The sequence below is a fragment of the Schaalia odontolytica genome, from assembly GCF_005696695.1.
Classification (GTDB): Bacteria; Actinomycetota; Actinomycetes; order Actinomycetales; family Actinomycetaceae; genus Pauljensenia; species Pauljensenia odontolytica_C.
In genome coordinates, this window is sequence record NZ_CP040006.1 from 1,173,480 (window position 1) to 1,197,339 (window position 23,860).

Annotated in this window: 24 protein-coding genes; 22 read left to right on the forward strand and 2 right to left on the reverse strand. The window is 64.7% G+C overall.

Annotated elements, in window-relative coordinates; translation table 11 throughout:
* The 8 genes from pafA to nusB are packed head-to-tail and all read left to right on the forward strand — an operon-like array spanning position 1 to position 7,009.
* Entirely contained in the window at positions 1-1,386 is a 1,386-nt protein-coding gene (gene pafA, locus FBF35_RS05170; protein ID WP_060567265.1) for a Pup--protein ligase, read from the forward strand.
* A complete protein-coding gene (locus tag FBF35_RS05175; protein WP_060567266.1) occupies positions 1,383-2,423 on the forward strand; it encodes an FKBP-type peptidyl-prolyl cis-trans isomerase in 1,041 nt (346 codons plus the stop codon). Before pafA ends, FBF35_RS05175 begins: the two co-directional genes overlap by 4 nt.
* A 60-nt stretch (positions 2,424-2,483) precedes the next feature.
* Positions 2,484-3,695 (forward strand): chorismate synthase, encoded by a 1,212-nt coding sequence (gene aroC, locus FBF35_RS05180; protein ID WP_060567267.1) that lies wholly within the window; start codon positions 2,484-2,486, stop codon positions 3,693-3,695.
* The gene (locus FBF35_RS05185) at positions 3,692-4,201 is read left to right on the forward strand and encodes a shikimate kinase (RefSeq protein ID WP_060567268.1); all 510 of its coding nucleotides are present in this window, start codon (positions 3,692-3,694) and stop codon (positions 4,199-4,201) included. The genes aroC and FBF35_RS05185 overlap by 4 nt, the downstream gene beginning before the upstream one ends.
* Positions 4,198-5,280 carry a 3-dehydroquinate synthase gene (gene aroB, locus FBF35_RS05190; RefSeq protein ID WP_060567269.1) on the forward strand — a complete coding sequence of 361 codons (1,083 nt, stop codon included), beginning with the start codon at positions 4,198-4,200 and terminating at the stop codon, positions 5,278-5,280. Before FBF35_RS05185 ends, aroB begins: the two co-directional genes overlap by 4 nt.
* Positions 5,277-5,801, forward strand: a complete 525-nt coding sequence (locus FBF35_RS05195; RefSeq protein ID WP_060567270.1) for a shikimate kinase — start codon at positions 5,277-5,279, stop codon at positions 5,799-5,801. Before aroB ends, FBF35_RS05195 begins: the two co-directional genes overlap by 4 nt.
* A 24-nt stretch (positions 5,802-5,825) precedes the next feature.
* On the forward strand, positions 5,826-6,389 hold the full coding sequence (gene efp, locus FBF35_RS05200; protein WP_007589238.1) for an elongation factor P: 564 nt from the start codon (positions 5,826-5,828) through the stop codon (positions 6,387-6,389).
* On the forward strand, positions 6,389-7,009 hold the full coding sequence (gene nusB, locus FBF35_RS05205) for a transcription antitermination factor NusB (RefSeq protein WP_060567271.1): 621 nt from the start codon (positions 6,389-6,391) through the stop codon (positions 7,007-7,009). Before efp ends, nusB begins: the two co-directional genes overlap by 1 nt.
* Before the next feature lie 174 nt (positions 7,010-7,183).
* Here nusB and FBF35_RS05210 read toward each other — a convergent pair whose 3' ends face one another.
* Positions 7,184-7,480, reverse strand: a complete 297-nt coding sequence (locus FBF35_RS05210; protein WP_060567272.1) for a DUF2249 domain-containing protein — start codon at positions 7,478-7,480, stop codon at positions 7,184-7,186.
* 404 nt (positions 7,481-7,884) lie between these two features.
* Here FBF35_RS05210 and uhpT point away from each other — a divergent pair, with 404 nt between their 5' ends.
* Both uhpT and FBF35_RS05220 read left to right on the forward strand, forming a co-directional pair.
* Positions 7,885-9,300 (forward strand): hexose-6-phosphate:phosphate antiporter, encoded by a 1,416-nt coding sequence (gene uhpT, locus FBF35_RS05215; RefSeq protein ID WP_060567273.1) that lies wholly within the window; start codon positions 7,885-7,887, stop codon positions 9,298-9,300.
* A 2-nt stretch (positions 9,301-9,302) separates the two neighbouring features.
* Positions 9,303-10,079 carry an inositol monophosphatase family protein gene (locus FBF35_RS05220; RefSeq protein ID WP_060567274.1) on the forward strand — a complete coding sequence of 259 codons (777 nt, stop codon included), beginning with the start codon at positions 9,303-9,305 and terminating at the stop codon, positions 10,077-10,079.
* Positions 10,080-10,128: 49 nt separating this feature from the next.
* Here the strand turns inward: FBF35_RS05220 and FBF35_RS05225 are convergent, their stop codons facing one another.
* Positions 10,129-11,166 carry a LacI family DNA-binding transcriptional regulator gene (locus FBF35_RS05225; protein WP_060567275.1) on the reverse strand — a complete coding sequence of 346 codons (1,038 nt, stop codon included), beginning with the start codon at positions 11,164-11,166 and terminating at the stop codon, positions 10,129-10,131.
* Positions 11,167-11,297: 131 nt separating this feature from the next.
* On the opposite strand from FBF35_RS05225, the gene pyrR reads away from it, so the two are divergent.
* The 12 genes from pyrR to FBF35_RS05285 all read left to right on the forward strand — a co-directional run bounded on the left by pyrR (position 11,298) and on the right by FBF35_RS05285 (position 23,857).
* A complete protein-coding gene (pyrR, locus tag FBF35_RS05230) occupies positions 11,298-11,861 on the forward strand; it encodes a bifunctional pyr operon transcriptional regulator/uracil phosphoribosyltransferase PyrR (protein WP_060567276.1) in 564 nt (187 codons plus the stop codon).
* 3 nt (positions 11,862-11,864) lie between these two features.
* Positions 11,865-12,851, forward strand: a complete 987-nt coding sequence (locus FBF35_RS05235) for an aspartate carbamoyltransferase catalytic subunit (RefSeq protein WP_060567277.1) — start codon at positions 11,865-11,867, stop codon at positions 12,849-12,851.
* On the forward strand, positions 12,844-14,163 hold the full coding sequence (locus FBF35_RS05240) for a dihydroorotase (protein ID WP_060567278.1): 1,320 nt from the start codon (positions 12,844-12,846) through the stop codon (positions 14,161-14,163). Before FBF35_RS05235 ends, FBF35_RS05240 begins: the two co-directional genes overlap by 8 nt.
* A complete protein-coding gene (gene carA / locus FBF35_RS05245) occupies positions 14,160-15,347 on the forward strand; it encodes a glutamine-hydrolyzing carbamoyl-phosphate synthase small subunit (protein ID WP_060567279.1) in 1,188 nt (395 codons plus the stop codon). The genes FBF35_RS05240 and carA overlap by 4 nt, the downstream gene beginning before the upstream one ends.
* Positions 15,347-18,646, forward strand: a complete 3,300-nt coding sequence (gene carB / locus FBF35_RS05250) for a carbamoyl-phosphate synthase large subunit (RefSeq protein ID WP_060567280.1) — start codon at positions 15,347-15,349, stop codon at positions 18,644-18,646. The genes carA and carB overlap by 1 nt, the downstream gene beginning before the upstream one ends.
* Positions 18,643-19,509: an orotidine-5'-phosphate decarboxylase gene (gene pyrF, locus FBF35_RS05255; protein WP_060567281.1), complete on the forward strand. Its 867-nt coding sequence runs from the start codon at positions 18,643-18,645 to the stop codon at positions 19,507-19,509. The genes carB and pyrF overlap by 4 nt, the downstream gene beginning before the upstream one ends.
* 101 nt (positions 19,510-19,610) lie before the next feature.
* Positions 19,611-19,922 carry an integration host factor, actinobacterial type gene (mihF, locus tag FBF35_RS05260; protein ID WP_007589281.1) on the forward strand — a complete coding sequence of 104 codons (312 nt, stop codon included), beginning with the start codon at positions 19,611-19,613 and terminating at the stop codon, positions 19,920-19,922.
* Positions 19,923-19,949: 27 nt separating this feature from the next.
* Entirely contained in the window at positions 19,950-20,507 is a 558-nt protein-coding gene (gmk, locus tag FBF35_RS05265; RefSeq protein ID WP_003792399.1) for a guanylate kinase, read from the forward strand.
* A gap of 36 nt (positions 20,508-20,543) precedes the next feature.
* Positions 20,544-20,810, forward strand: a complete 267-nt coding sequence (rpoZ, locus tag FBF35_RS05270) for a DNA-directed RNA polymerase subunit omega (protein ID WP_003792400.1) — start codon at positions 20,544-20,546, stop codon at positions 20,808-20,810.
* A 1-nt stretch (position 20,811) separates the two neighbouring features.
* A complete protein-coding gene (coaBC, locus tag FBF35_RS05275) occupies positions 20,812-22,041 on the forward strand; it encodes a bifunctional phosphopantothenoylcysteine decarboxylase/phosphopantothenate--cysteine ligase CoaBC (RefSeq protein ID WP_060567282.1) in 1,230 nt (409 codons plus the stop codon).
* Positions 22,038-23,225 (forward strand): methionine adenosyltransferase, encoded by a 1,188-nt coding sequence (gene metK, locus FBF35_RS05280; RefSeq protein ID WP_060567283.1) that lies wholly within the window; start codon positions 22,038-22,040, stop codon positions 23,223-23,225. The genes coaBC and metK overlap by 4 nt, the downstream gene beginning before the upstream one ends.
* On the forward strand, positions 23,222-23,857 hold the full coding sequence (locus FBF35_RS05285; protein ID WP_060567284.1) for a vitamin K epoxide reductase family protein: 636 nt from the start codon (positions 23,222-23,224) through the stop codon (positions 23,855-23,857). The genes metK and FBF35_RS05285 overlap by 4 nt, the downstream gene beginning before the upstream one ends.
* The last annotated feature ends 3 nt before the right edge of the window (positions 23,858-23,860 follow it).

A 23,860-nucleotide genomic window follows, 5' to 3' on the forward strand; every position in this document is an offset into this window, starting at 1 on the left:
GTGAGGCGTCGAGTTTTCGGCATCGAAACGGAGTACGGGCTCACGGCCGCGTCCCCGAGCGGGGGCGCCCCGATGGATGCCGAGCACGCCGCTCGCCAGCTGTTCGAGCCACTCCTGCATCAGGGGCGCTCCTCGAACCTGTTCCTACGTAACGGCGGGCGCCTCTACCTTGACGTGGGCGCTCATCCCGAGTACGCGACTGCCGAGTGCGATCGTCTTGAGGATTTGCTCGAGCAGGATCGCGCCGGCGCCGCCATGCTTGCTGATCTGGCGGTTCAGGCAGACGAGGCCCTTTCCGAGCTCGGCTCGGACCTGCACCTGCACCTGTTTCGCAACAACCTGGACTCACAGGGTAACTCCTACGGCTGCCACGAAAACTATCTTCTCCATCGGCGCCGCGACTTCCGTCAGGTCGCCGATGCGCTCGTCGCATTCTTCGTCACGCGCCAGATTCTCGTCGGTAACGGCTGGATCAACACCGCTGCGGCGACGCCGCGCCTCCAGTTCTCCCAGCGCGCCGATCAGATGTGGGACGCCGTGTCCTCCGCGACCACGCGCTCGCGTCCAATCATCAACACGCGCGACGAGGCCTTGGCTGATTCTGGCGCATATCGACGCATGCACGTCATCGTCGGCGACACGAACGTCGCCGAGCCGACTACCGCGCTAAAGGTCGGTATGACCGAGCTCCTCATCCACGCGATCGAAGACGGTCTGCAGATCGAAGACCTGGCTCTTGCTGATCCGATGCGGGCGATTCGGGAGGTCAACTCGGATCTGTCCGGCTCGGCACCCCTCGAGCTTGCCAACGGTCGCACGACGAGCGCCGTCGCGCTGCAACGAGAGATCCGTGAGCGCGTACTGGCCCGTATTCCCGTCGCGGAGCTGGATCCGATGCGCGCCTACGTCGTCGACCTGTGGGGCAGGGGCATCGATGCCATCGCCAGCGGCGACTGGAGCAGCATTGACACCGAGCTTGACATCGCGATCAAGCACAAGCTTCTCACGTCGTACTGCGCGCGCAGTGGGGCGAGCCTCGCTGATCCGCGCGTGGCTCGACTCGAGCTTTCGTACTCCGATATCACCGCTGATGGCCTGTGGGAGCGAATGGAACGCGCGGGACTCATGCGTCGCCTCACCACCGTCGAAGGTGTCCGTCGCGCGCAGACGATTGCACCTGCGACAACCCGCGCTCACCTGCGCGGACGTATCATCGCAGCCGCCGAGGACGCCCGCGCAGACCTGAGCGTCGACTGGGTGCACGTGCGTCTCGATGAATCGTCGACGATTCCGTTGTCCTTGCAGGATCCGTTAGCCACCACCGACCCGCGTGTTGACGCGCTCATCGCGCAGATCGACTCTCAGTCTCCTACGATTCCCGCATGAGCCCCGAGTCGTCGTCACCTGATTCCCGCGCCGTCAGCCGCGCGCGCGGGTCCTCTCAGCGCGCCGCTGCGCGTGCACAGCGCTCCCGTGGCATCTCCCGTGCATCTATCTTCCTGCGCGTTGTTCTCGCGGTGGTTCTCATCGCCGCGGGAGGAGGCCTTGCCTGGTGGGCGTTCCACCCCCGCCCCGCCGCAGATGAAGCGAGCGCGCCCGAATCCGCTACCCAGTCGCCGGCCCTCGCTCTGTTCGACCGAGTGACCGTCTCCGGGCGCGTCGGTGCGACACCGACGATCGAGATCAAGGCCCCGCTGGAGATCGACGGTTTCAAAGCACGCGTGCTCGAGGAAGGCAGCGGTCGTGAGATCACTGAAGGCTCACCCGTCCTCGTCTCTGTCACCGCCTTCGACGGAACCAGCGGACGCATGCTCTCGGAGTCCGGCCGCCCTCAGATGAGCCTCGGCGTCGTCGGCTCCGGCCAGATCAATGAGGACCTTTCACGTCTGGTCACTGGCAAGCGCGAGGGTACACGAGTACTCGCGTTCCGTTCCATTACGATGGGTGACGGGTCGCCGAATACCATCGAAGTCGACGTCGTCGATATCCTGCCGTCGATCGCAACCGGTACCTCGGTCGACGCGAGCGTCGGTCCGATGAGCGTTGAGATGAGCCCGGAGGGGCCGATCATCAGCCATATTGACACGCTTCCTGGCGGCGTCACGACCCAGACCCTTATCAAGGGCGACGGGGTGCAGGTCCACGAAGGCGACCGGGTCGTCGCGCAGTTCACGGTTCTCGGCTGGACCGACGGTACCGTGCGCGTGTCCACGTGGGAGACCGGCGTGCCCGAGGTCATCAACTTGGGGACGGCGATGAAGGGTCTCGCGACGGCGCTCGTTGACCAGAAAGTGGGGTCACGACTGGCCATCACTATCCCTCCGGACTTGGCTGCCGGTGACGACACTCTGTGCGTCGTCATCGATATTCTCGGTACGGAACCTGGTACTGCGACGAACGGGGACCAAGCGCCTCAGTCGTGACCGTTCAGCTCGTGAGAGCCGTTTCGCACAAGGCTTGTCGCTTGTGGGACACTGGGAAGCATGCTGAGATGGATGACCGCCGGTGAATCACACGGACCCGCACTGCTCGCAACGATCGAGGGACTGCCCTCCGGGTTGCATGTGACGACGGAGGACCTGCGCCGTGGCCTCGCACGTCGTCGCCTCGGCTACGGTCGTGGCGCTCGGCAGAAGTTCGAGGCCGACGAGGTGTCGATCTTGGCTGGCGTGCGTCACGGCGTGACAACCGGCGCCCCAGTGGCTATTCGCATTGGTAACTCCGAGTGGCCCAAGTGGGAGACGGTGATGAGTGCCGATCCGGTCGATCCGTCAGAGCTTCTCATCGACGCGGGAACGGGAGACGAACGCGAGATCGCTCGTAACCGGCCACTGACGAGGCCCCGTCCCGGTCACGCGGACCTGCCCGGAATGCTGTCCTACGACCTGTCCGAGGCTCGCCCCGTCCTCGAGCGCGCGAGTGCCCGCGAGACTGCCGCGCGCGTTGCACTCGGTGTCCTCGCCGAAGCCCTCCTCGAGCAGGTCGCCGGCGTTCGTCTCGTGTCCCACGTCGTCTCCGTTGGGGCCCAGCACGCCACGGCCTCGTCGACGCCTACTCCCGCGGACGAGGCGGCACTGTGCGAGGCCTCGATGCGCACACTCAATCCGGAGGATAACGCCCGCTTCGAGGCAGCCGTCGATGCGGCCAAGCAGGCGGGTGACACGATCGGCGGCGTCGCCGAAGTGATTGCATACGACGTTCCAGTCGGCTTGGGCACTCACGTGACCGCGCGCGAGCGCCTCGATGCGCGCTTGGCCGCCGCACTCATGTCGATCCAGTCCGTCAAGGGCGTTGAGATCGGAGATGGCTTCGCGCAGGCCGCGCTGCTCGGTTCCGCGGCCCACGACGAAATCGTGCGGGGCGAGGATGGTCACCTGACGCGCGCCTCCAACCACGCCGGAGGCATCGAAGGAGGCACATCCAACGGCGCACCGATCGTCGCACGCGCTGCTTTCAAGCCAATCTCGACCGTTCCGCACGCCTTGCGCAGCGTTGACCTCGCAACGGGTGAGGAAGCGGTGGGCTTGCACCAGCGCTCCGACACGTGCCAGGTCGTGCCCGGCGCAGTCATCGCCGAGGCCGAGGTGGCTCTCGTCCTCGCAGATGCTCTGTCGGATCACGCAGGCGGCCGATCTGTTGGCGAGATGCGCAGGAATCTCGAGGCGTACCTCGCGGTCGTGGGGAAGCGCGCATGAGTACTCAGGGCCCCGTCGTCCTCGTGGGGCTGCCCGGTGCGGGCAAATCCAAGGTTGGGCGCCTGCTTGCCGAGCGGATGGGCGTTGACCACATCGATACAGACGCCCTCGTCGTTGAGCGCGAAGGCCGTCCGATCGCTGACATCTTCGCCACCGACGGAGAAGCGGCTTTTCGCGTGATGGAGACCGAAGCGGTCGCCGATGCGCTCACGCACGATGCCGTCGTGTCCCTGGGCGGGGGAGCGGCAGCGACTCCCGCCGTTCGGGAGCTCCTATCCGGGCACACGGTCGTCTACATTGACGCTCCCCACGAGGAGATCGTTCGTCGCACCGCCTCGAAGACGCATCGGCCGCTGCTGGCGAAGGACCCGTCCGGGACGCTCGCGCGCCTGCGCACCGAGCGCGAGCCTCACTACCGATCCGTCGCCACCATCGTCGTCGAGTCAGGGCCTCGTCCCGTCGACGACGTCGTCACCGCCATCGCCCAGCAGTTGGAGCACGCATGAGCACGATTATCCGCGTCACTGGAGAACGCCCCTCGACTATTACTGTCGGACACGGGCTCGGCTTCGAGCCGATCTACGAGGCCCTCGACGAGGCCGCGACGAAGGCGCTCATCATTCACGCGCGTCCTCTCGCTCACCGAGCCGAGGCCCTGGCGCAGTACCTGCGTGACCAGGGGATCGAGGCCTCAACTGCCGACCACCCCGATGCCGAGGCTGGCAAGTCAATCGAGGTTGTTGCGTCCCTGTGGGACGAGTGCGGTCGTCTCCAGCTCGGACGTAAAGACGCGATCGTCGCCATGGGCGGGGGAGCGACCACCGACATGGCCGGTTTCGTCGCCGCCACATGGCTGAGGGGCATCACCCTCATCAACGTTCCGACAACGCTCCTCGCTATGGTTGACGCAGCCGTTGGCGGTAAGACGGGCATCAACACGTCCGTTGGGAAGAACCTCGTTGGTTCGTTCTATCCGGCAACCTCCGTGGTTGCCGATATGGATCTCCTCGAGAGCCTGCCGACACCCGATCTGGCGGCCGGTGCCGCCGAGGTCATTAAGTGCGGCTTCATCGCCGACCCGGAGATTTTGCGCATCGTCGAGGATACGGAACCGAGCGAGCTTCTGCGATCGAACAGCCCGCAGCTTGCTGAGATCACCACCCGCGCGATCGCAGTCAAGGCCCGCGTCGTGTCCGCAGACCTCACCGAGGGCGGCCTGCGCGAAATCCTCAACTACGGACACACCCTCGCGCACGCCATCGAGCGCGCGAACGACTACACCTGGCGCCACGGCGATGCGGTGGCGGTCGGCTGCTGCTTCGCGGCGCGCCTGGCCCAAGCCCGAGGGCTGCTCAGCGCTGACGATGTTTCTCGGCACGACCTGCTTTTCTCACGCGTCGGGCTGCCGACTCGCTACGAGGGAAGCACTCTCGACGAGCTCACCCACATCATGCTCTCCGATAAGAAGGTACGGCGCGGAATCCTGCGCTTCGTGCTGCTTGATGGCATCGCGAACCCCGGGACGGTCTCCGTCGATCCGCAGGAGCTGACGGCCCCCGCGTCTCAGATCGGCATTCGCGCATGAGCCTCATCGTGTTGATCGGAGTGACTGGCTCCGGCAAAACCACCGTTGGACGCGAGCTCTCCCGCCGCTACGAATTGCCGCTGTACGAGGTCGACGAGGCCGTCGAGGCACGCCTGGGTGCGTCGATGCGCACCCTCGTGGTCGGACGCGATCCGCGCCTGGCCACCACAGCACGCGAAGAAGCCGACCGGCTCCTTGGTCTCGACGAGGGCATTGTCACGCTCGGTGCCTCTCAGCCGCTCGCCCCAGCCACTGCCTCGTCGATCGAGCGGGCGCGCGCAAACGGCGCGTTCGTCATCGAGCTCAGCGCCGACCTTTCCGCGGTATCACGCCGAGAAGGCCTCGGCGCTCCGCGCTCGGTCGGCCTGGGTGCACCCCGCGCCGTGCTGACCCAGCTCATGAAACAAGCGCGCGAGGCATACGCCTCCGTGGCCGACACAACAGTGGATACGAGTGACCGCACCCCGCAAGAAGTCGCGGATTTGGTCGCACGCGCGTGTAAACTGACCCCTGATTACTGATTCCTTCTCAAGTGAGGTACCCCTGTGGCAACGACCAATGATCTGAAGAACGGCCTGGTTATGGTGATCGACGGCCAGCTCTGGCAGGTTGTCGAGTTCCAGCACGTCAAGCCCGGCAAGGGCCCGGCCTTCGTGCGCACCAAGATCAAGAACGTCCTGTCCGGCAAGACCGTCGACAAGACCTTCAACGCGGGCCTGAAGATCGAGACCGCGACCGTCGACCGTCGCGACATGACGTACCTGTACCAGGACGGCACCGACTACGTCTTCATGGATCAGTCCACCTACGAGCAGATCAACGTTCCCGCCGAGACCGTGGGCGACGCCCGCAACTTCATGGTGGAGAACCAGAACGTTATCGTCTCCCAGCACGACGGCACCGTCCTGTTCGTTGAGCTGCCCGCCACCGTCGTCCTGACGATCACGCACACGGAGCCCGGCCTGCAGGGCGACCGTTCTTCCGCCGGCACCAAGCCCGCGACCCTCGAGACCGGCTACGAGATCCAGGTTCCCCTCTTCATGGAGGAAGGCACCCGCGTCAAGGTTGACACCCGCGACGGCTCGTACTCGGGTCGCGTGACCGAGTAATGTCGAAGCAGCACCGCTTCACCTCGCGCACCAAGGCCCGCAAGCGCGCGGCCGACGTTGTCTACGAGGCCGACCAGCGCGGTATGGGGTCTAACCCCGACGTGCTGCGCGACCTCCTGCGCGAGCGCCGCGTCATCACCGCGGCTCAGACTCCGCTCCCGGAGTTCTCGATCCAGATCATCGCGGGTGTGGCGGACAATCTGCGCCGCATCGACTCGTTGATCTCGGCGCACGCTCGCGTGCCCGGCCTGGATCGCATTGCCGCCGTCGACCTTGCGGTCATGCGCGTGGCGGTGTGGGAGATGCTCGAGAACGACGAGGTATCGCCGATCATCGTCATCGACGAGGCGATCTCGATCGTTCGCTCGATCTCGACCGACACATCGCCGTCGTTCGTGAACGCGGTCCTCGACGCGATCCGCAAGGATCTTGCGTCACCCGCATGGTCGCGTCGCAGCTCCGAGGAAGAGGAAGCACACGTTTCCGATGAGGCCGAGTCCTCGTCTGACAATGAGCTGCCCGCACAGGAAGCGCCCGCGCGCGCTCTGCCTGCCGGTGCCAAGCCGCTGGATGGCGGCAGCGTCGAAGACGAGCTTGACGTACTCCTCGAGGAGTACTGAGCGCTCGCTCTACATGCCTGGTGGGGCCGACTCTCATGTGGGAGTCGGCCCCACTTTTACTTCAATGCCAGCGGCATCTACAGGCGCAGCCGAGCGGGACGGTTGTTCCCGATTGGACTTGGGCATATGAGTCGGGGCAGGATCATGCCGATCCTGCCCCTTCACTGCCTGCTATCAGAGAGCAAGGCGAGTCGTTCGCACGTCCCAGAACTCCGGACCATCAACGATGACCTCGAAGGTCCACTCGCCGGGCAGCTGTGCGATCTGAGCAAGCAGCGGACGAGGCAGGTGGGGAGCGCGAATGATGAAGGATTCACCGGCGTTCATCGACTGGGCAGCGCCGAGGACAGCCGCGTGACGCAGACGGTGGGGGATAGCAGTCGCATCAATGGTCGGCTCGGCAACATCGTGTTCGCCGCAGCCACAACCGCCACCGCGGACCTCGGGGTGGGGAAGCTGTTCGATCGTCATGGTGTGGCCTTTCTATAGAGAAGTATCTGGGGCGCCGTCGGCGCTCATTGAATTTTACCGGGTTTGCCCCTTTCATTGCAGCGCCAACAGGACTACGTATTGTCATCGGAGACGTGATACCCGGTAGGGGTATTGCACGATACCCCTACCGGGTATAATTCACCGCCACGCGGCCACCGGCGTACGTCAGCGACAAGCGGGCCGAGAAGCATTTGACACGCATCACCCCCAACACCAGCCAAATGCCCCTACATTGCACCGTTTGACAGCAGTTCATAACCGACGATTTTCGTGCGCAAGTGAGCCTTGACACGGAATGTAAGCGTTTGTATTCTGGTGGCGTTACGCCGATGGCACCGGCGCCATCATCACCCGCGTACACCGACAACACTGGAGAGACAGCAATGACGCATCTATCCCGCATTTTCGATATTCGTACGTCTCCACCCACGTCCCTGACGCTCGAGCAGCAACGCAAAAAGTGGCTCATGGAGTTCCTCAAGACGTACGCCGTACTCGTCATCGTGTATGGCGGCTTCTACCTGCTGCGCACGAACTTCAAGTCCGCACAGCCCTTCCTCGTCGAACAGGTCGGGCTGACGACGACTCAGCTCGGCACGATCGGCTTCGCATTTTCGCTGACCTACGGCTTCGGCGGACTCATTCTCGGATTCTTCATTGATGGCAAGAACACCAAGAAGGTCATCTCCGCACTCCTGCTCGCCTCGGGTGTCACGTCGATCCTGATCGGCCTCGTGCTCGCATGGTTCCACAGCCCTTATGGCTGGATGATCCTCCTGTGGTCACTCAATGGCCTTTTCCAGGCTCCCGGCGGCCCCTGCTGCAACTCGACGATGAACCGATGGACGCCCCGTGCCCTGCGTGGTCGCTTCATCGGCTGGTGGAATGCCTCGCACAACATTGGCGCGATGGTGGCGGGCGTACTCGCTCTCTGGGGCGCGAACACCCTGTTCAACGGATCTGTCATCGGCATGTTTATCGTCCCTGCCGTCATCTGCATTCCGATCGGCATATGGGGTTGGTTCTTCGGCAAGGACGATCCTAAGGAGCACGGTTGGAACACGCCAGAGGCGATCTTCGGTGAACCTGAGTCGAAGGCTGATGCGGTGACAAGCTCCGTCTCCAAGGGGCGGATCCTGGTCGATTACGTTGTCAAGAATCCTGCCGTCTGGTTCCTGTGCATCGCTAATGTCGCCGCGTACTGCGTGCGCATCGGCATCGACAACTGGAACGTGCTCTACACACGTCAGGAGCTTGGTTTCTCCGACTACCTCGCGGTGAACACGACCATCGCGCTGGAACTCGGCGGCCTCGCCGGCTCTCTTCTGTGGGGATACTTCTCAGACAAGATGGGCGGTCGGCGCGCCCTCAGCGCCGCTATCGGCATGGGCGCCGTGGTCATCCCGCTCTTCGTCTACGCGCATGCGACGACGGCTCCCGTCGTCTACGGAGCTCTCTTCATGATCGGCTTCCTGATCTTTGGCCCCGTCACCTTGATTGGCATCTGCGTCATCGGTTTTGCGCCGAAGACCGCGACCGTGGTCGTCAACGCAGTACCTCGAGCATTCGGCTACGTCTTTGGCGATTCGATGGCCAAGGTTCTTCTCGGCCGCATTGCAGACCCGACCAAGGACGGTGTGACGATCCTCGGATGGCACCTCCACGGCTGGTCATCGACGTTCACCGTGCTGTTTGCATCCGCAGCGGTTGGCCTCGCCTGCCTGATCATGGTTGCGTTCTTTGAGGAGCGTAACCTGCGTGCTGACCGTGAATTCAGCGAAGCGAAGGAGGAATTGTGAGCATGACCGTTGATGTGGAGCACCTGCTCAATGCGGCTATTGAGGCTGTTCGCAGGGGGATGAACATCGCACTTCACCCACCCGTTGAGCTTGACGTGCACACGAAAGCAAATCGTAACGATCTCGTGACAGCCGTCGATAAAGCGATCGAAGCGGATATTGCGTCCCACCTTCACTCGGCGACAGGCTTGCCACTGCTGGGGGAGGAGGGGCACGCCGTTGACTCTTTCGCGGGGCTCGTCTGGGTCCTCGATCCGATCGACGGCACGATGAACTACGTGGAAACCCACCGCGATTATGCGGTGTCGTTGGCCCTGTGTGAGGACGGAATTCCGATCCTTGGCGTGGTCGCGGACGTTGTTGCCGGACGCATCTATCACGCGATCCGAGGCCAGGGCGCGTGGGTCGATGGGGTTCCTCTCACGCAGGCGACGGATGTGTCAACGTATCGTGACGCCATCATCATCACCGACATCAAAGAGATCCTCGCGCTGCCTCGGCTTGCCCGTGCACTTCAGGACAGCCGTGGCCATCGGCGCTACGGCTCCGCAGCGCTCGAATGCGTGGAAGTTGCTGTCGGCCGGGCTGGAGCATTCGTCCATATGTGGGTCTCTCCGTGGGACATTGCCGCAGCGACGCTCATCGCCACCGAGTGCGGTGCGCTCGCGACGCGCTTGGACGGAACTCCGCTCGACGTGCGCTACAAGGGATCAATTCTCCTCGGTACACCCAACGTGCACGCCACGCTCGTTGACTGTCTGATGTCCTCGGTCCAGTAAGAGCGGACGGTCGCGCGGGACGGGCTCACCGTCAGCTCGTTCCGCGCGGCTATCCCGTGCTCGCCCGCACGACGAGTTCGGTGTCGACACGCTGACGAGCCGGGCTGCCACCCTCGCCGAGCGCTCGTGCGATCGCCTGATCGACAGCGAGGCTCGCGACACGCGACGGCGCGCGGTCGATCGACGTCAGAGAGAGGGCGCGCGACGAAGCGATCGCCGAGTTATCGCAGCCCACAACCAACATATCGCGCCCCGGAACGAGGCCGTCCCCGAGGAGAGCAAGAATGGCTCCGTGCGCGCACTGGTCGTTGTAGCAAACGAGCGCATCGACGCCCGCAGGGACACCCGCTCGGACGGCGAGGAAGCCAGCGTCGACGTTGTCACCGCCCGGCATAGTCAGCGCATCGACCTCATGAGTGCGGCACGCCTGCGTAAAAGCCGCTTTGCGCGCTCGTGCGGAGGGTCCGGGAGGCCCTTCAAGGAATGCAATGCGTCGGCTGCCACGTTGGGCGAGAAGAGCAATCGCTTGCCCCATACCACGTTCGTTGGAGCTCGTGACGAGATCGATGTTCCGACGAGGCGCGCGCTGACCAATGAGGACAGTCGGAGTATTCGGAAAGCGCGTCGAAATACAGGTCGAGTCAACAGCAATGACCGCTTGAGCGCGCAGCTGCAGAACAGACTCCCAGGCTCGGTCAACGTCACGCGACGTGTCGATTGACTCCACAATGACCCGAAACCCCCGATCCTCAGCGTATCGGAGGGCCTCAGCACGGTAGCGAACATGCAGTTCCTGGCTGAGGGAACAGACGAGGCCGAGGATCTGCGGCCGCGCCGAAGCGAGGAGCGACGCCGCGATGTTAGCCCGGTAGCCGAGCTCCTCGGCCACCTTTTCGATGCGTTCGCGCGTTGGGGCGGCGACGCGCGGAGATCCCCCGAGAGCGCGCGACACGGTCGCGATCGATGTTCCGGCAGCGAGAGCGATATCGTCGAGCGTCACGCGGTGTCCAGACGTCGGACGGTCGTGCGCCAGCGGCGTCACACCGGTGCTTTGCCCGGGGGTGGACTGCTTCGACTGCTGGCTCATTCCTGCAGTCTAACGCCACTCACGTGGTGTTTCACACGTGGAGGTGTCACACCGGCTCCTGACGAGGAGCGTAGGATGGTCGTACGACAGATCCTTTAATGACCGTCCCGTGAGGCGGGGAAGGAGTAAGCGTGGCCGGAGTGCACGCAGATCGCGCATCGCGCGGCAAAGAAGTATTGGGAGTTGGCGACGTCGCACGCTCCCTGACCCGTATCGCCTATGAGATCGTCGAACGAAACGGCGGCAGCGATAACCTCGTCATCGCAGGCATCCCCACTCGTGGCGCAACGTTGGCGCGTCGTCTCGTCAATCGCATTCGGGAAGTCTCCGGCACCTACGCGGAACTCGCAATCATCGACACCACGATGTACCGCGACGACCTGGCCTCTCAGCCCCTGAGGGCTCCGAAAGAGACCCTGGTGCCTCGCACTGGCATCAACGGCAAGACCGTCGTCCTCGTTGACGACGTGTTGTACACCGGACGCACCATCAAGGCTGCGCTCGACGCTCTTACTCGTATCGGTCGCCCGGCGGCCGTTCAGCTCGCAGTCCTCGTCGACCGAGGCCACCGCGAGCTTCCGATTCGCCCGGACTACGTCGGCAAGAACCTGCCGACCTCCCGCGACGAAATCGTCACCATTCTGCTCGACGAAACAGACGGGCGCGATGGCGTCCTTCTCGGGAAAGGCCTGTAAACGATGAGCCTGAGCCATCTCATTTCGATCCGTGATTTGACGCGCGAGGAGGCGATTCTGATCCTCGACACGGCGGAGCAGATGGCCGCCACTCAGCGCCATGGCGTGAAGAAGCTTCCGACGCTTCAGGGAAAAACCGTCGTCAACCTCTTTTTCGAGGATTCGACGCGCACCCGCATCTCCTTTGAGACCGCCGCTAAGCGCCTGAGCGCCGACGTCATCAACTTCCAGTCCCGCGGCTCCTCGGTTTCCAAGGGCGAGTCCCTGAAGGACACCGCGCTCACGCTGGAGGCCATGGGCGCGGACGCGGTCATCGTGCGCCACTCCTCGTCGGGCGCGGCACACCGTCTCGCGCACGCCGGCTGGATGAATCTGCCGGTCCTCAACGCGGGTGACGGCACCCACCAGCATCCGACGCAGGCACTGCTCGACGCGATGACCCTGCGCCGCCACTACGCACCGTCGCTCGGCGAGGATGGAACGCCCGCCCCCGGCTCCGGCCTCGACGGCGCACACGTCGTTATCGTCGGCGACGTCCTCCACTCGCGCGTGGCGCGCTCCAACGTCGATCTCCTGACGCTCCTGGGTGCCCGCGTCACCCTCGTAGCACCCCCGACGCTCCTGCCGATCGGCGTGGAGACTTGGAACTGCGACACCTCCTACAACTTTGACGAGGCCCTGGCGAGCCGCCCCGACGCGGTCATGATGCTGCGCGTGCAGCGCGAGCGCATGTCGAGCGCGGGCGGTGGTTTCTTCCCGTCGCCCGGCGCCTACCACGCGGAGTACGGCCTCACCCCAGCACGCTTCGCCACACTGGCGCCCAACGCTGTCGTCATGCATCCCGGCCCGATGAACCGAGGCCTCGAAATCTGCGCCGAGGCAGCCGACTCAGACCAATCTGTCATCGTCGAACAGGTGTCGAACGGTGTGTGCATCCGCATGGCCGCCCTCTACCTGCTTCTCGCATCGGAAGGACACAGCAATGACTGAACAGACCCGTGACATCCTGATCACCGGCGCCTCGCTGCTCGGCGGCGAGCCCACTGACATTGCGCTGTCCGGTGGCACCATCGTCGCGATCGGGGCCGACGCCCGCAACGCCGTGCGTGACCCGCGCGTCATCGACGCTGAGGGCCTGATCGCCCTGCCCGGCCTCGTCGACATCCACACCCACCTGCGCCAGCCCGGCGGCGAGGACGCCGAGACCGTCTTCACCGGCACGCGAGCGGCCGCGGTCGGCGGCTACACGGCCGTCCACGCGATGGCCAACACGACGCCCACGCAGGATACGGCAGCCATCGTCGACCAGGTGCTGCGCCTGGGCGAGGAGGCCGACTGGGTCGAGGTTCGTCCCGTCGGCGCCGTCACCAAGGGCCTGGAAGGCAAGCAGCTCGCTTCGCTCGGCTCGATGGCCCGTTCGCGCTCGAAGGTCCGCGTCTTCTCCGACGACGGCAAGTGCGTGTCCGATCCCGTCCTCATGCGCCGCGCCCTCGAATACGTCAAGGGCTTCGGCGGGGTGATCGCCCAGCACAGCCAGGACCCGGCCCTTACCGAGGGCGCTCAGATGAACGAGTCGACGCTGTCCGGCGAGCTCGGTCTGGCCGGTTGGCCGGCTGTCGCTGAAGAGGCGATCATCGCCCGCGACATCCTGCTCGCCAAGCACGTCGGCTCGCGCCTGCACGTGTGTCACCTGTCGACCGCGGGTTCGGTTGACCTCGTGCGCTGGGGTAAGGCACAGGGTGTGGATATCACGGCCGAGGCCACGCCTCACCACCTGCTCCTGACCGAGCAGCTGGCCGCCACCTACGACCCGCTTTACAAGGTGAACCCGCCGCTGCGCCGTGCCGAGGACGTCGAGGCGGTGCGCGAAGGCCTCGCCGACGGCACGATCGACTGCATCGGCACTGACCACGCTCCGCATCCCCTCGAGATGAAGGACTGCGAGTGGCAGGCCGGCGCATTCGGCATGACCGGCCTGGAAACGGCGCTGCCGATCATCATCGAGACGATGGTGAACACGGGCCGTATGGACTGGGCGGACGTCGCACGCGTGATGTCGACTGTTCCCGCCCAGATTGGCCGCGTGGAATCGCAGGGCCAGGGCCTGGTCGTCGGCGCCCCCGCACACGTCACCCTCGTCGATGCGACGGTGCGCGTGACAGTTGACCCCGCCAAGCAGTGGACACGCTCCACGAACTGCCCCTTCCGCGGCATGGAACTGCCCGGACAGGTGCGTTACACGATCTACAACGGCGTCCCGACGGTCGTCGACGCCACCCCGATTGCCAAGGAGGACCGATGACCACGTCCGATATCGCTCTGCTCGTCCTGGAGGACGGCACCGTTTTCAAGGGCCGCGCATGGGGCGCGAAGGGCCGCACGCTCGGCGAGATCGTGTTCTCGACCGGCATGACCGGCTACCAGGAGACACTCACCGACCCGTCGTACCACCGCCAGATCGTCGTCATGACCGCCCCGCACATCGGTAACACCGGCGTCAACGACGAGGATCCCGAGTCCTCACGCATCTGGGTCGCGGGCTTCGTCGTGCGCGATGCCGCCCGCCGCGCCTCCAACTGGCGCTCGCGCCGCGAGCTTGAGGACGAACTGATCTCTCAGGGCATCGTCGGCATCGCGGACGTCGACACCCGTGCGATCACCCGCCACATCCGCGAGCGCGGAGCGATGCGCGCCGGCATCTTCTCGGGTGACGCGCTGCCCGTGGGCGCGCAGTACCTGGGGGACGAGGCCGTGGCCTCCCTCATGCGCATCGTCGCCGAGTCGCCCGCGATGAGCGGCCAGGCACTCGCCGCCGAGGTGTCGACGGACGAAACCTACGTGGTGGAGCCTCTCGGCGACTTCGAGGGCAAGGAACCCATCGCGCGCGTCGTCGCTGTCGACCTGGGTATCAAGTCGCGCACGCCGTACCACCTGGCTGCGCGTGGAGCGCGCGTCTACGTGGTGCCCTCCACCGCGTCCTTCGCGGACATCGAGGCACTGAAGCCGGACGGCGTCTTCTTCTCCAACGGACCCGGTGACCCCTCGACGGCCGACCGCGAGATCGGCGTGCTGCGCGCCGTCCTCGACGCGGGTATTCCGTACTTCGGCATTTGCTTCGGTCACCAGCTCTTCGGCCGTGCGCTTGGCTACGGCACCTACAAGCTGGACTATGGTCACCGCGGCATCAACCAGCCGGTGAAGGACGTGGCCACGGGCCGCGTGGAGATCACCGCTCACAACCACGGCTTCGCGGTGGATGCTCCGGTGGGGGAGCCCTCGGTCGCTCCCTTCGAGTCGGGCCGCTACGGGCGCGTCGAGGTCTCGCACGTCGGCCTCAACGACGGTGTCGTCGAGGGCCTGCGTGCCCTGGACATTCCCGCCTTCTCCGTTCAGTACCACCCCGAGGCAGCTGCAGGCCCGCACGACGGCGAGCTGCTCTTCGATCGCTTTATTTCCCTGATGACTGCCGCTAAGGAGACCCACTGATGCCCCGCAGGAACGACCTATCCTCCGTCCTCGTCATCGGATCGGGTCCCATTGTCATCGGCCAGGCGTGCGAGTTCGACTACTCGGGCACGCAGGCATGCCGCGTGCTGAAGGAGGAGGGCCTGCGCGTCATCCTCGTCAACTCCAACCCGGCGACCATCATGACCGACCCGGGCATCGCCGACGCCACCTACGTTGAGCCGATCACCCCGGAGGTCGTGGCCTCGATCATCGACAAGGAGCGTCCCGATGCGCTGCTTCCCACGCTGGGTGGCCAGACGGCGCTGAACACGGCCGTCGCACTGTCTGAAATGGGCGTTCTTGAGCGTTTCAACGTCGAGCTGATCGGCGCATCGATCGACGCGATTCGCGCCGGTGAGGACCGCGAGGAGTTCAAGGAGATCGTCGAGCGCTCCGGCGCCGAGGTCGCGCGTTCCTTCATCGCCCACACGATGGAGGAGTGCCACGCGGCCGCCGCCGAGCTCGGCTACCCCCTCGTCGTTCGTCCCTCCTTCACGATGGGCGGGCTTGGCTCCGGTTTTGCTTACACCCCCGAAGACCTCGAGCGCATCGCCGGCCAGGGCCTGGCCGCCTCGATCACGACCGAGGTTCTCCTCGAGGAGTCGATCCTCGGCTGGAAGGAATACGAGCTCGAACTCATGCGCGACAAGGCGGACAACGTCGTCGTCGTGTGTTCGATCGAGAACGTCGACCCGGTCGGCGTGCACACGGGCGACTCGATCACGGTCGCTCCGGCGCTGACCCTTACCGACCGCGAGATGCAGCGACTGCGCGACATTGGTATCGCCGTCATTCGCGCCGTGGGCGTGGACACGGGCGGCTGTAACATCCAGTTCGCGATCCACCCCGAGACGGGTCGCATTATCGTCATCGAGATGAACCCGCGCGTGTCGCGTTCGTCCGCGCTGGCCTCGAAGGCGACGGGCTTCCCGATCGCGAAGATCGCCGCGCGCCTCGCCACCGGCTATACCCTCGACGAGATTCCGAACGACATCACGGGCTCGACCCCGGCCTCGTTCGAGCCGACGCTCGACTACGTGGTCGTCAAGGTCCCGCGCTTCACCTTCGAGAAGTTCCCGGCCGCCGACCCGACCCTCACGACCTCGATGAAGGCCGTGGGCGAGGCCATGGCGATCGGCCGCTCCTACACGGAGGCGCTGCAGAAGGCCCTGCGCTCGATCGATAAGGGCGGCGTGCAGTTCCACTGGGACGGCGACGCGCCCACGCCCGAGGAGACCCGCGCTCTCGTTGAGGCCGCCGCAGTCGGCACCGAGGGGCGCCTCGTCCAGGTCCAGCAGGCAATCCGAGGTGGTGCGACCCTCGAGGAACTCTTCGAGTCGACGAAGATCGACCCGTGGTTCCTCGACCAGATGTTCCTCCTCGACGAAGTCGCAACTCGCATTCGCGAGGCCGAGGCGCTCACGGGCGACGTCCTCGCCGAGGCGAAGCGTCACGGCTTCTCCGACCGTCAGATCGCAGCGATGCGCGGCCTGTCCGAGGACACGGTGCGCGAGGTGCGCGGCGCGTTTGGCATCCACCCCGTCTTCAAGACGGTCGACACCTGCGCCGCCGAGTTCGCGGCCCGCACGCCCTACCACTACTCGACCTACGACCAGGAAAACGAGGTTCGTCCGCGCGAGCGCGAAGCCGTCATCATCCTGGGTGCCGGTCCCAACCGCATCGGTCAGGGCATCGAGTTCGACTACTCGTGCGTGCACGCGGCCATGTCGCTGCGCGAGCACTACGAGACCATCATGGTCAACTGCAACCCCGAAACGGTGTCGACCGACTACGACATCTCCGACCGCCTCTACTTTGAGCCCCTCACGCTCGAGGACGTCCTGGAGATCTACCGCGCCGAGTGCACCGCCGGCCCCGTCAAGGGCATGATCGTGCAGCTTGGCGGCCAGACCCCGCTGTCGCTCGCCGCAGATCTCGAGCGCGCCGGCGTGCCGATCCTGGGCACTAGCCCGCGCGCCATCGACCTGGCCGAGGACCGCGAGGAGTTCGGCAAGGTTCTTGAGGCGGCGCAGTGCCCGGCTCCCGCGCACGACACCGCGAACACGCCCGAGCAGGTTATCGCCGTTGCTGAGCAGGTCGGCTACCCGGTACTCGTTCGCCCCTCCTTCGTGCTGGGCGGACGCGGCATGGCGATCATCAACGACGAGCCGGCGCTCCGCGAATACCTCGCAAGCCACGACTCCGAGCTGCTGTTCTCGCGCGGCCCGCTCCTCATCGACCGATTCCTGGACGCGGCCATCGAGATCGATGTCGACGCCCTGTACGACGGCGAAGAGCTCTTCATGGGCGCGATCATGGAGCACATTGAGGAAGCTGGCATTCACTCGGGTGACTCCTCCTGCGTACTGCCTCCGATGACGCTGTCCGCGCGCGAGCTCGAGCGCATCACGGCCTCCACCGAGGCGATCGCTCGCGGCGTCGGTGTGCGCGGCCTCATCAACATCCAGTTTGCTCTGCTCTCCGACACTCTCTATGTCATCGAGGCGAACCCGCGTGCCTCGCGTACCGTTCCCTTCGCGTCGAAGGCGACGGGTGTGCAGCTCGCGAAGGCCGCCGCTCTCATTCAGGTGGGTGCGACGATCGCCTCGTTGCGCGAGGAGGGCCTGCTGCCCGCCCGCGACGCCCGCGAGATCCACGACGGTGGCTCGATCGCGGTGAAGGCAGCCGTCCTACCCTTCAAGCGCTTCCGCACGGCAGGCGGCGAAATCGTCGACACCGTCCTCGGTCCCGAGATGCGCTCGACCGGCGAGGTCATGGGTATCGACCGCGACTTCCCGACGGCATTCGCCAAGTCCCAGCTCGGCGCTTCGACCGACATGCCGACGTCGGGCACCGTCTTCATTTCCATCGCAGATACCGACAAGCGAGCGATCGTTCTGCCGGCCGCCCGCATGCACGAGATGGGCTTTAACATCCTCGCAACCTCCGGAACGGCATCGGTCCTGCGCCGCAATGGCATCGAGGCCCAGGCCGTTCGTAAGTCCTCCGAGGGCCGCGGCGACGGCGGCGAGCCAACGGTCGTCGACCTCATCAACGAGGGCGCGATCGACATGGTCGTCAACACGCCTCAGCGCAGCGCACCGCGTAATGATGGCTATCAGATCCGTGCGGCCGCAGCCTCGCAGGACCGCCCAGCGGTGACCACGCTGCAGGCGTTCAACGCGATGGTGCAGGCCATCGAAGTGCGAATGCGCGGCGCATACTCCGTGCGCTCGCTGCAGGAATGGGATTCCATTCGAGCGGAGGAAACGCGATGACTACTTCCGGAATCAAGCCTGCCACCTCGGTCGGCTTCGGCGACCGCCTGTACGCCGCTATGCGCGCGTATGGACCCGTGTGCGTGGGCATCGATCCTCACGCGGGCCTGCTGCAGGAATGGGGACTTGACGACGACGCGAACGGTGTGCGAGAGTTCTCTCTTCGCGTCATCGAGGCGCTCGGCGGTCGTGTCGCCGCCTTCAAGCCTCAGGCAGCGTTTTTCGAACGGCACGGCTCTCGAGGCGTCGCTGTGCTCGAGGAAGTCATCGCCGCCTGCCGCGAGGTCGGCACGCTGTGCATCGTGGATGCCAAGCGCGGTGACATCGGCTCGACGATGGACGGCTATGCGCAGGCATTCCTATCCGATTCTTCGCCGCTGGCGGGCGACGCCGTCACGCTCTCGCCCTACCTCGGCGTCGGATCGCTGACCCCCGCCCTCGAGTTGGCGCGCCAGACCGGCAGGGGAGTGTTCGTCTTGGCACTCACCTCCAACCCCGAGGGAGCCTCCGTTCAGCACGCCCGCGGCGAGGACGGAACCAGCGTTGCGGGCCGCGTCGTGTCCCAACTGGCGGACTTTAACAGCCAGTGTGACCAACAACACCTAGGCCCTGCTGGCATCGTCGTCGGGGCCACGGTCGGCGATGCGGTGAAGCGTTTGGGCATCGATCTCGCCTCACTGAATGGCGCTTTTTTGGCTCCAGGAGTGGGCGCACAGGGCGCTGGCCCCGCGCAGGTCAGGGAGGTTTTCGCCGGCGCCGAAGATGCTGTCCTCGCCTCGTCTTCCCGTGCAATCTTGCGCTCAGGCCCCAGCATCGCCGGCCTTCGAGACGCCTACCGTGCAACGGTCGATTCGCTGCAATAATCTGCTGTGTTACTAAAGAAGCAGCGTTTTGGTCTGGCACTAGTGGTCTGGAAGGTGACATAGCTTATTTACCGAAGATCCCAACCGAGGAGATGATCAGAATGGCACTACCTGATCTCACGCCAGAACAGAGGGCGCAAGCTCTCGAGAAGGCAACGCAGGCACGGAGGCGTCGCGCCGAAGTGAAGAACGCGCTCAAGGCGCGCTCGATGAACCTCTCGGAGGTTTTGGAACTCGCTGATTCAGACGAAGCAGTCGCGAAGATGAAGGTCGTTTCGCTACTGGAGTCGCTGCCGCGCGTCGGCACGAACACGGCTGCCGTACTGATGGACGAGTACAAGATCGCCCAGAGCAGGCGCGTGCGTGGCCTCGGCCCCGTCCAGCGGAAGGCGCTCGTCGAGCGTTTCGGCTGACGCGGTCAAGCGTGGCACACTTGAGTCATGACTAAGGCTCAACTGACTGTCCTCGCTGGCCCTACAGCCGTTGGAAAGGGAACTGTTGTCGCTGCGCTCACGAAGCGCTACCCGACGCTCAACGTGTCGGTCTCGGCAACAACTCGCGATCCTCGGCCCGGTGAACTGAACGGCGTCCACTACTACTTTGTCTCCGCCCAAGAGTTCGATGCAATGATCGAACGCGGAGACATGTTGGAGTGGGCGCTTGTTCATGGGAAAAACAAGTACGGGACGCCTCGCGGACCCGTCGATGAAGCCCTCGCTGCTGGCAAGCCCGTGCTTCTTGAGATCGACCTGGCCGGCGCGCGCCAGGTCCGCACCAACAGGCCCGACGCACAGTTCATTTTCTTGGCTCCACCTTCGTGGGAGGAGCTCGAGCGTCGCCTCATTGGCCGCGGCACGGAAGGCCCCGAGGAACAGGCTCGCCGTCTGGCTACCGCCCGCGTTGAGCTCGAGGCTGCCTCGGAGTTTGACCATGTTGTGATCAACGACGACGTGGAGCGCGCGGTGGATGAGCTGGCTCGGCTCATTGGCCTGGAGTAGTATCTATCTGAATCCGCCACTGAGAGGAATACACGCATGTCCGGAATTGTTGCCCAGCCCGTGGGCATCACGTCCCCGCCCATTGACGATCTGCTGGAGCACGTCGATTCCAAGTACGCGCTGGTTATCTTCGCCGCGAAGCGTGCGCGCCAGATTAACTCTTACAATCTGCAGCTTCAGCAGAACATGATCCAGTTCGTGGGTCCGGTCGTCGACGTGCAGCCGGATGAGAAGCCGCTTGCGGTTTCCCTGCGTGAGATCAACGAAGGCCTCCTGTCTCTCGAAGCTAACCCCGAGGCCTGACATGGCAACGATCGTCGTCGGCGTGACCGGCGGCGTCGCAGCCTTCAAAGCACCCATCGTGGTCCGCGAGTGTCAACGCGCGGGCCACGACGTGTATGTCGCTGCGACGCGCGCGTCTTTGGATTTCGTTGGCCGTTCCACCTGGGAGGGCATCACGTCCCGCCCGGTCGCCGTGGATATCGCGGGGGAGGGGCGCGCCGAGCATGTGGAGCTCGCTCGCATCGCGGATCTCATCATCGTCGTGCCGGCGACCGCGAATTCTTTGGCGCGCCTCGCCGCTGGCTTCGCCGACGACATGGTGTCACTGACGGTTCTTGCATCGGACGCTCCCGTTGTCGTTGCCCCGGCGATGCACTCCAACATGTGGCTGGCACCAGCCACGCAGGCAAACGTGAAGACGCTTCGCGAGCGCGGCTTCCACGTCATCGAACCTGCTTCTGGCGCACTCGGATCTGGCGACAGCGGTGTTGGCCGCCTTCCCGAACCTGGGGACATCGCGCGGGCGGCTCTCGAGATCCTCGCTGCTCACGAGCAGGCATCGAGTGCTCTTGCTGGTCGCACGGTTGTTGTGACGGCCGGCGGTACGCGTGAACCCATCGATCCGGTACGTTTTCTGGGCAATAAGTCGTCCGGCCGTCAGGGACTGGCGATCGCGTCGGCAGCGGCGCGAGCCGGCGCAACGGTACGCGTGATCGCTGCAAACATCGAGTCGGCTTTGCTCGCTACGTTGCCGACGGCCGTGCAGGTGACGCGAGTGGGAAGCACCCTGCAGATGCGCGAGGCAACGTTCGCGCAGGTGGCCGATGCCGATGCCCTCGTGATGACGGCAGCTGTCGCGGATTTCCGGCCCGAGGCCGCCTCGGAGTCGAAGATCAAGAAGGACCCATCCAACGAGGAAGCTCCGACGATTCGCCTGGTTCGTAACCCCGATATCCTCGCCGAGATCGGGCACAGCGACCAGCGCCCGCCCCTCGTCGTCGGATTCGCCGCAGAGACCGGCACCGACGAGGAGATTCTCGCCTACGGCGCTGATAAGGCAGCACGAAAGGGAGCTGATTTCATCTGCCTGAATCGGGTGGGGGAGAGCGTCGGATTCGGCGACGTACCCAACGACATTCGACTCCTTGATGCACGCGGGACCATCGCTGGCCGTTACGTCGGCTCAAAGGATGAGGTGGCCGCTGGTCTTGTCGGCCATATGGCTTCATTCCTTGATAATCTAAAGCGGTGAGTCAACAGCTTTTTTCTTCTGAGTCCGTTACCGAAGGTCACCCCGACAAGGTCTGTGACCGTATTTCCGATGCGATCCTCGACGCGCTGCTTGCCGCCGATCCCCGCTCGCGCGTTGCCGTCGAGACGATGGCGGCAACCGGTCTCATCCACATCGCCGGTGAGGTGACGACCGAGGCGTACGTTGAGATCCCGGAGATCGTGCGTCGCGAGATCCTGTCGATCGGCTACGACTCGTCACGCGTTGGCTTCGACGGCGCCTCCTGTGGCGTGTCCGTGTCGCTCGACGGTCAGAGCCCAGACATTGCCGGCGGCGTTGATGAAGCTCTTGAGGTGCGCGGCACCCAGGGCGGTGACCCGCGCGACCGTCTCGGCGCGGGCGACCAGGGCATCATGTTTGGCTACGCTTCTTCGGATACCCCGGACCTCATGCCCGCCCCCATTTGGCTGGCGCACCGCCTCGCGAAGCGCCTGACTGACGTTCGCAAGCAGGGCATCGTTGAAGGGCTGCGTCCCGACGGCAAGACTCAGGTGACTCTCGCTTACGAGGACGGTCGCCCGGTGGGTATCGACACGGTCGTCGTGTCCACCCAGCACGACGAGGCGCTGTCGCAGTCCGCGATCGCCGACGCGGTGCGTGACTATGTCATTAACCCCGTCATAGAAGAGTCCGGCCTCGCACTGGCTACCGGCTCCATGACGACTCTCATCAACCCGTCGGGTCGTTTCGTTTTGGGTGGTCCCGCCGCGGACGCCGGCCTGACCGGCCGCAAGATCATCGTCGACACCTACGGTGGCATGGCCCGTCATGGCGGCGGCGCCTTCTCCGGCAAGGACCCGTCTAAGGTCGATCGTTCCGCGACCTACGCCGCCCGTTGGGTGGCCAAGAACGTCGTTGCCGCCGGCATCGCTCAGCGTTGCGAAATTCAGCTTGCCTACGCGATTGGACGCGCTCGCCCGATCGGCCTGTATGTTGATACCTTCGGGACTGCTTCCGTGCCCGAGGAGCGCATCGCGGATGCCATCCGCGAGGTTTTCGACCTGCGTCCCCTCGGCATGATTGAAGACCTCGATCTGCTGCGTCCGATCTACCGCGAGACCGCTGCGTACGGCCACTTCGGTCGCGACCAGTTCCCGTGGGAGGCGACCAACCGCGTTGACCAGCTGAAGGCTGCGCTCGCATGAGCGAGGCAGTGGAAGCCGAGGACTACCTGCCGTCGTACGAGACTGAGGGCGCTCGGCGCGCGTGGCGTCGGCGCACGAGCCTGGAAATGATGATTTCCGGCTTCATCGGCCTCGTCACGTCGTTTGTCCTCTCGATTGAGGCGTGGCAGCTCGCCGCTAACTCATCGGCGCGCTTCGGCTGCGATATTTCATCTGTGCTGTCGTGTTCAGCGGTCGCGCAGACGTGGCAGGCACGAATCCTCGGCTTTCCCAATGCGTTCCTCGGCATCTTTTTCGAGGCCGTGGTTCTCGCTATTTCCGTCGCCATTTTTGCTGGCGTGAAGTTCCCGCGCTGGTACATGCTGGGCACGAACCTGCTGTACACGATCGCGCTGTTCTTTGCGTTCTGGCTGTTCGGACAGTCGTATTTCATCATCCAGGTGCTGTGCCCGTGGTGCCTCTTGATCACCCTGACGACAACCCTCGTCTTTGGTGGAATCACTCGCATCAATATTCGCGATGGCGTCATCCCGGCGCCCGAGGGTCTGCGTCGTATCGTCGCCCAGGGTCTCGACTGGGCCCTGTGGGGTCTGATCATCTTTGGTGTCCTTGCCATGGTGGTCGCGAAGTACGGGCTGAAGCTTCTCGGCTGAGAG

Bases quoted from the DNA above. Each gene is read 5' to 3' on its own strand.
- FBF35_RS05175 (WP_060567266.1), top strand. From the start codon at position 1,383: ATGAGCCCCGAGTCGTCGTCACCTGATTCCCGCGCCGTCAGCCGCGCG.
- aroC (WP_060567267.1), top strand. From the start codon at position 2,484: ATGCTGAGATGGATGACCGCCGGTGAATCACACGGACCCGCACTGCTC.
- FBF35_RS05185 (WP_060567268.1), top strand. From the start codon at position 3,692: ATGAGTACTCAGGGCCCCGTCGTCCTCGTGGGGCTGCCCGGTGCGGGC.
- aroB (WP_060567269.1), top strand. From the start codon at position 4,198: ATGAGCACGATTATCCGCGTCACTGGAGAACGCCCCTCGACTATTACT.
- FBF35_RS05195 (WP_060567270.1), top strand. From the start codon at position 5,277: ATGAGCCTCATCGTGTTGATCGGAGTGACTGGCTCCGGCAAAACCACC.
- nusB (WP_060567271.1), top strand. From the start codon at position 6,389: ATGTCGAAGCAGCACCGCTTCACCTCGCGCACCAAGGCCCGCAAGCGC.
- FBF35_RS05210 (WP_060567272.1), bottom strand. From the start codon at position 7,480: ATGACGATCGAACAGCTTCCCCACCCCGAGGTCCGCGGTGGCGGTTGT.
- uhpT (WP_060567273.1), top strand. From the start codon at position 7,885: ATGACGCATCTATCCCGCATTTTCGATATTCGTACGTCTCCACCCACG.
- FBF35_RS05220 (WP_060567274.1), top strand. From the start codon at position 9,303: ATGACCGTTGATGTGGAGCACCTGCTCAATGCGGCTATTGAGGCTGTT.
- FBF35_RS05225 (WP_060567275.1), bottom strand. From the start codon at position 11,166: ATGAGCCAGCAGTCGAAGCAGTCCACCCCCGGGCAAAGCACCGGTGTG.
- FBF35_RS05235 (WP_060567277.1), top strand. From the start codon at position 11,865: ATGAGCCTGAGCCATCTCATTTCGATCCGTGATTTGACGCGCGAGGAG.
- FBF35_RS05240 (WP_060567278.1), top strand. From the start codon at position 12,844: ATGACTGAACAGACCCGTGACATCCTGATCACCGGCGCCTCGCTGCTC.
- carA (WP_060567279.1), top strand. From the start codon at position 14,160: ATGACCACGTCCGATATCGCTCTGCTCGTCCTGGAGGACGGCACCGTT.
- carB (WP_060567280.1), top strand. From the start codon at position 15,347: ATGCCCCGCAGGAACGACCTATCCTCCGTCCTCGTCATCGGATCGGGT.
- pyrF (WP_060567281.1), top strand. From the start codon at position 18,643: ATGACTACTTCCGGAATCAAGCCTGCCACCTCGGTCGGCTTCGGCGAC.
- mihF (WP_007589281.1), top strand. From the start codon at position 19,611: ATGGCACTACCTGATCTCACGCCAGAACAGAGGGCGCAAGCTCTCGAG.
- gmk (WP_003792399.1), top strand. From the start codon at position 19,950: ATGACTAAGGCTCAACTGACTGTCCTCGCTGGCCCTACAGCCGTTGGA.
- rpoZ (WP_003792400.1), top strand. From the start codon at position 20,544: ATGTCCGGAATTGTTGCCCAGCCCGTGGGCATCACGTCCCCGCCCATT.
- coaBC (WP_060567282.1), top strand. From the start codon at position 20,812: ATGGCAACGATCGTCGTCGGCGTGACCGGCGGCGTCGCAGCCTTCAAA.
- FBF35_RS05285 (WP_060567284.1), top strand. From the start codon at position 23,222: ATGAGCGAGGCAGTGGAAGCCGAGGACTACCTGCCGTCGTACGAGACT.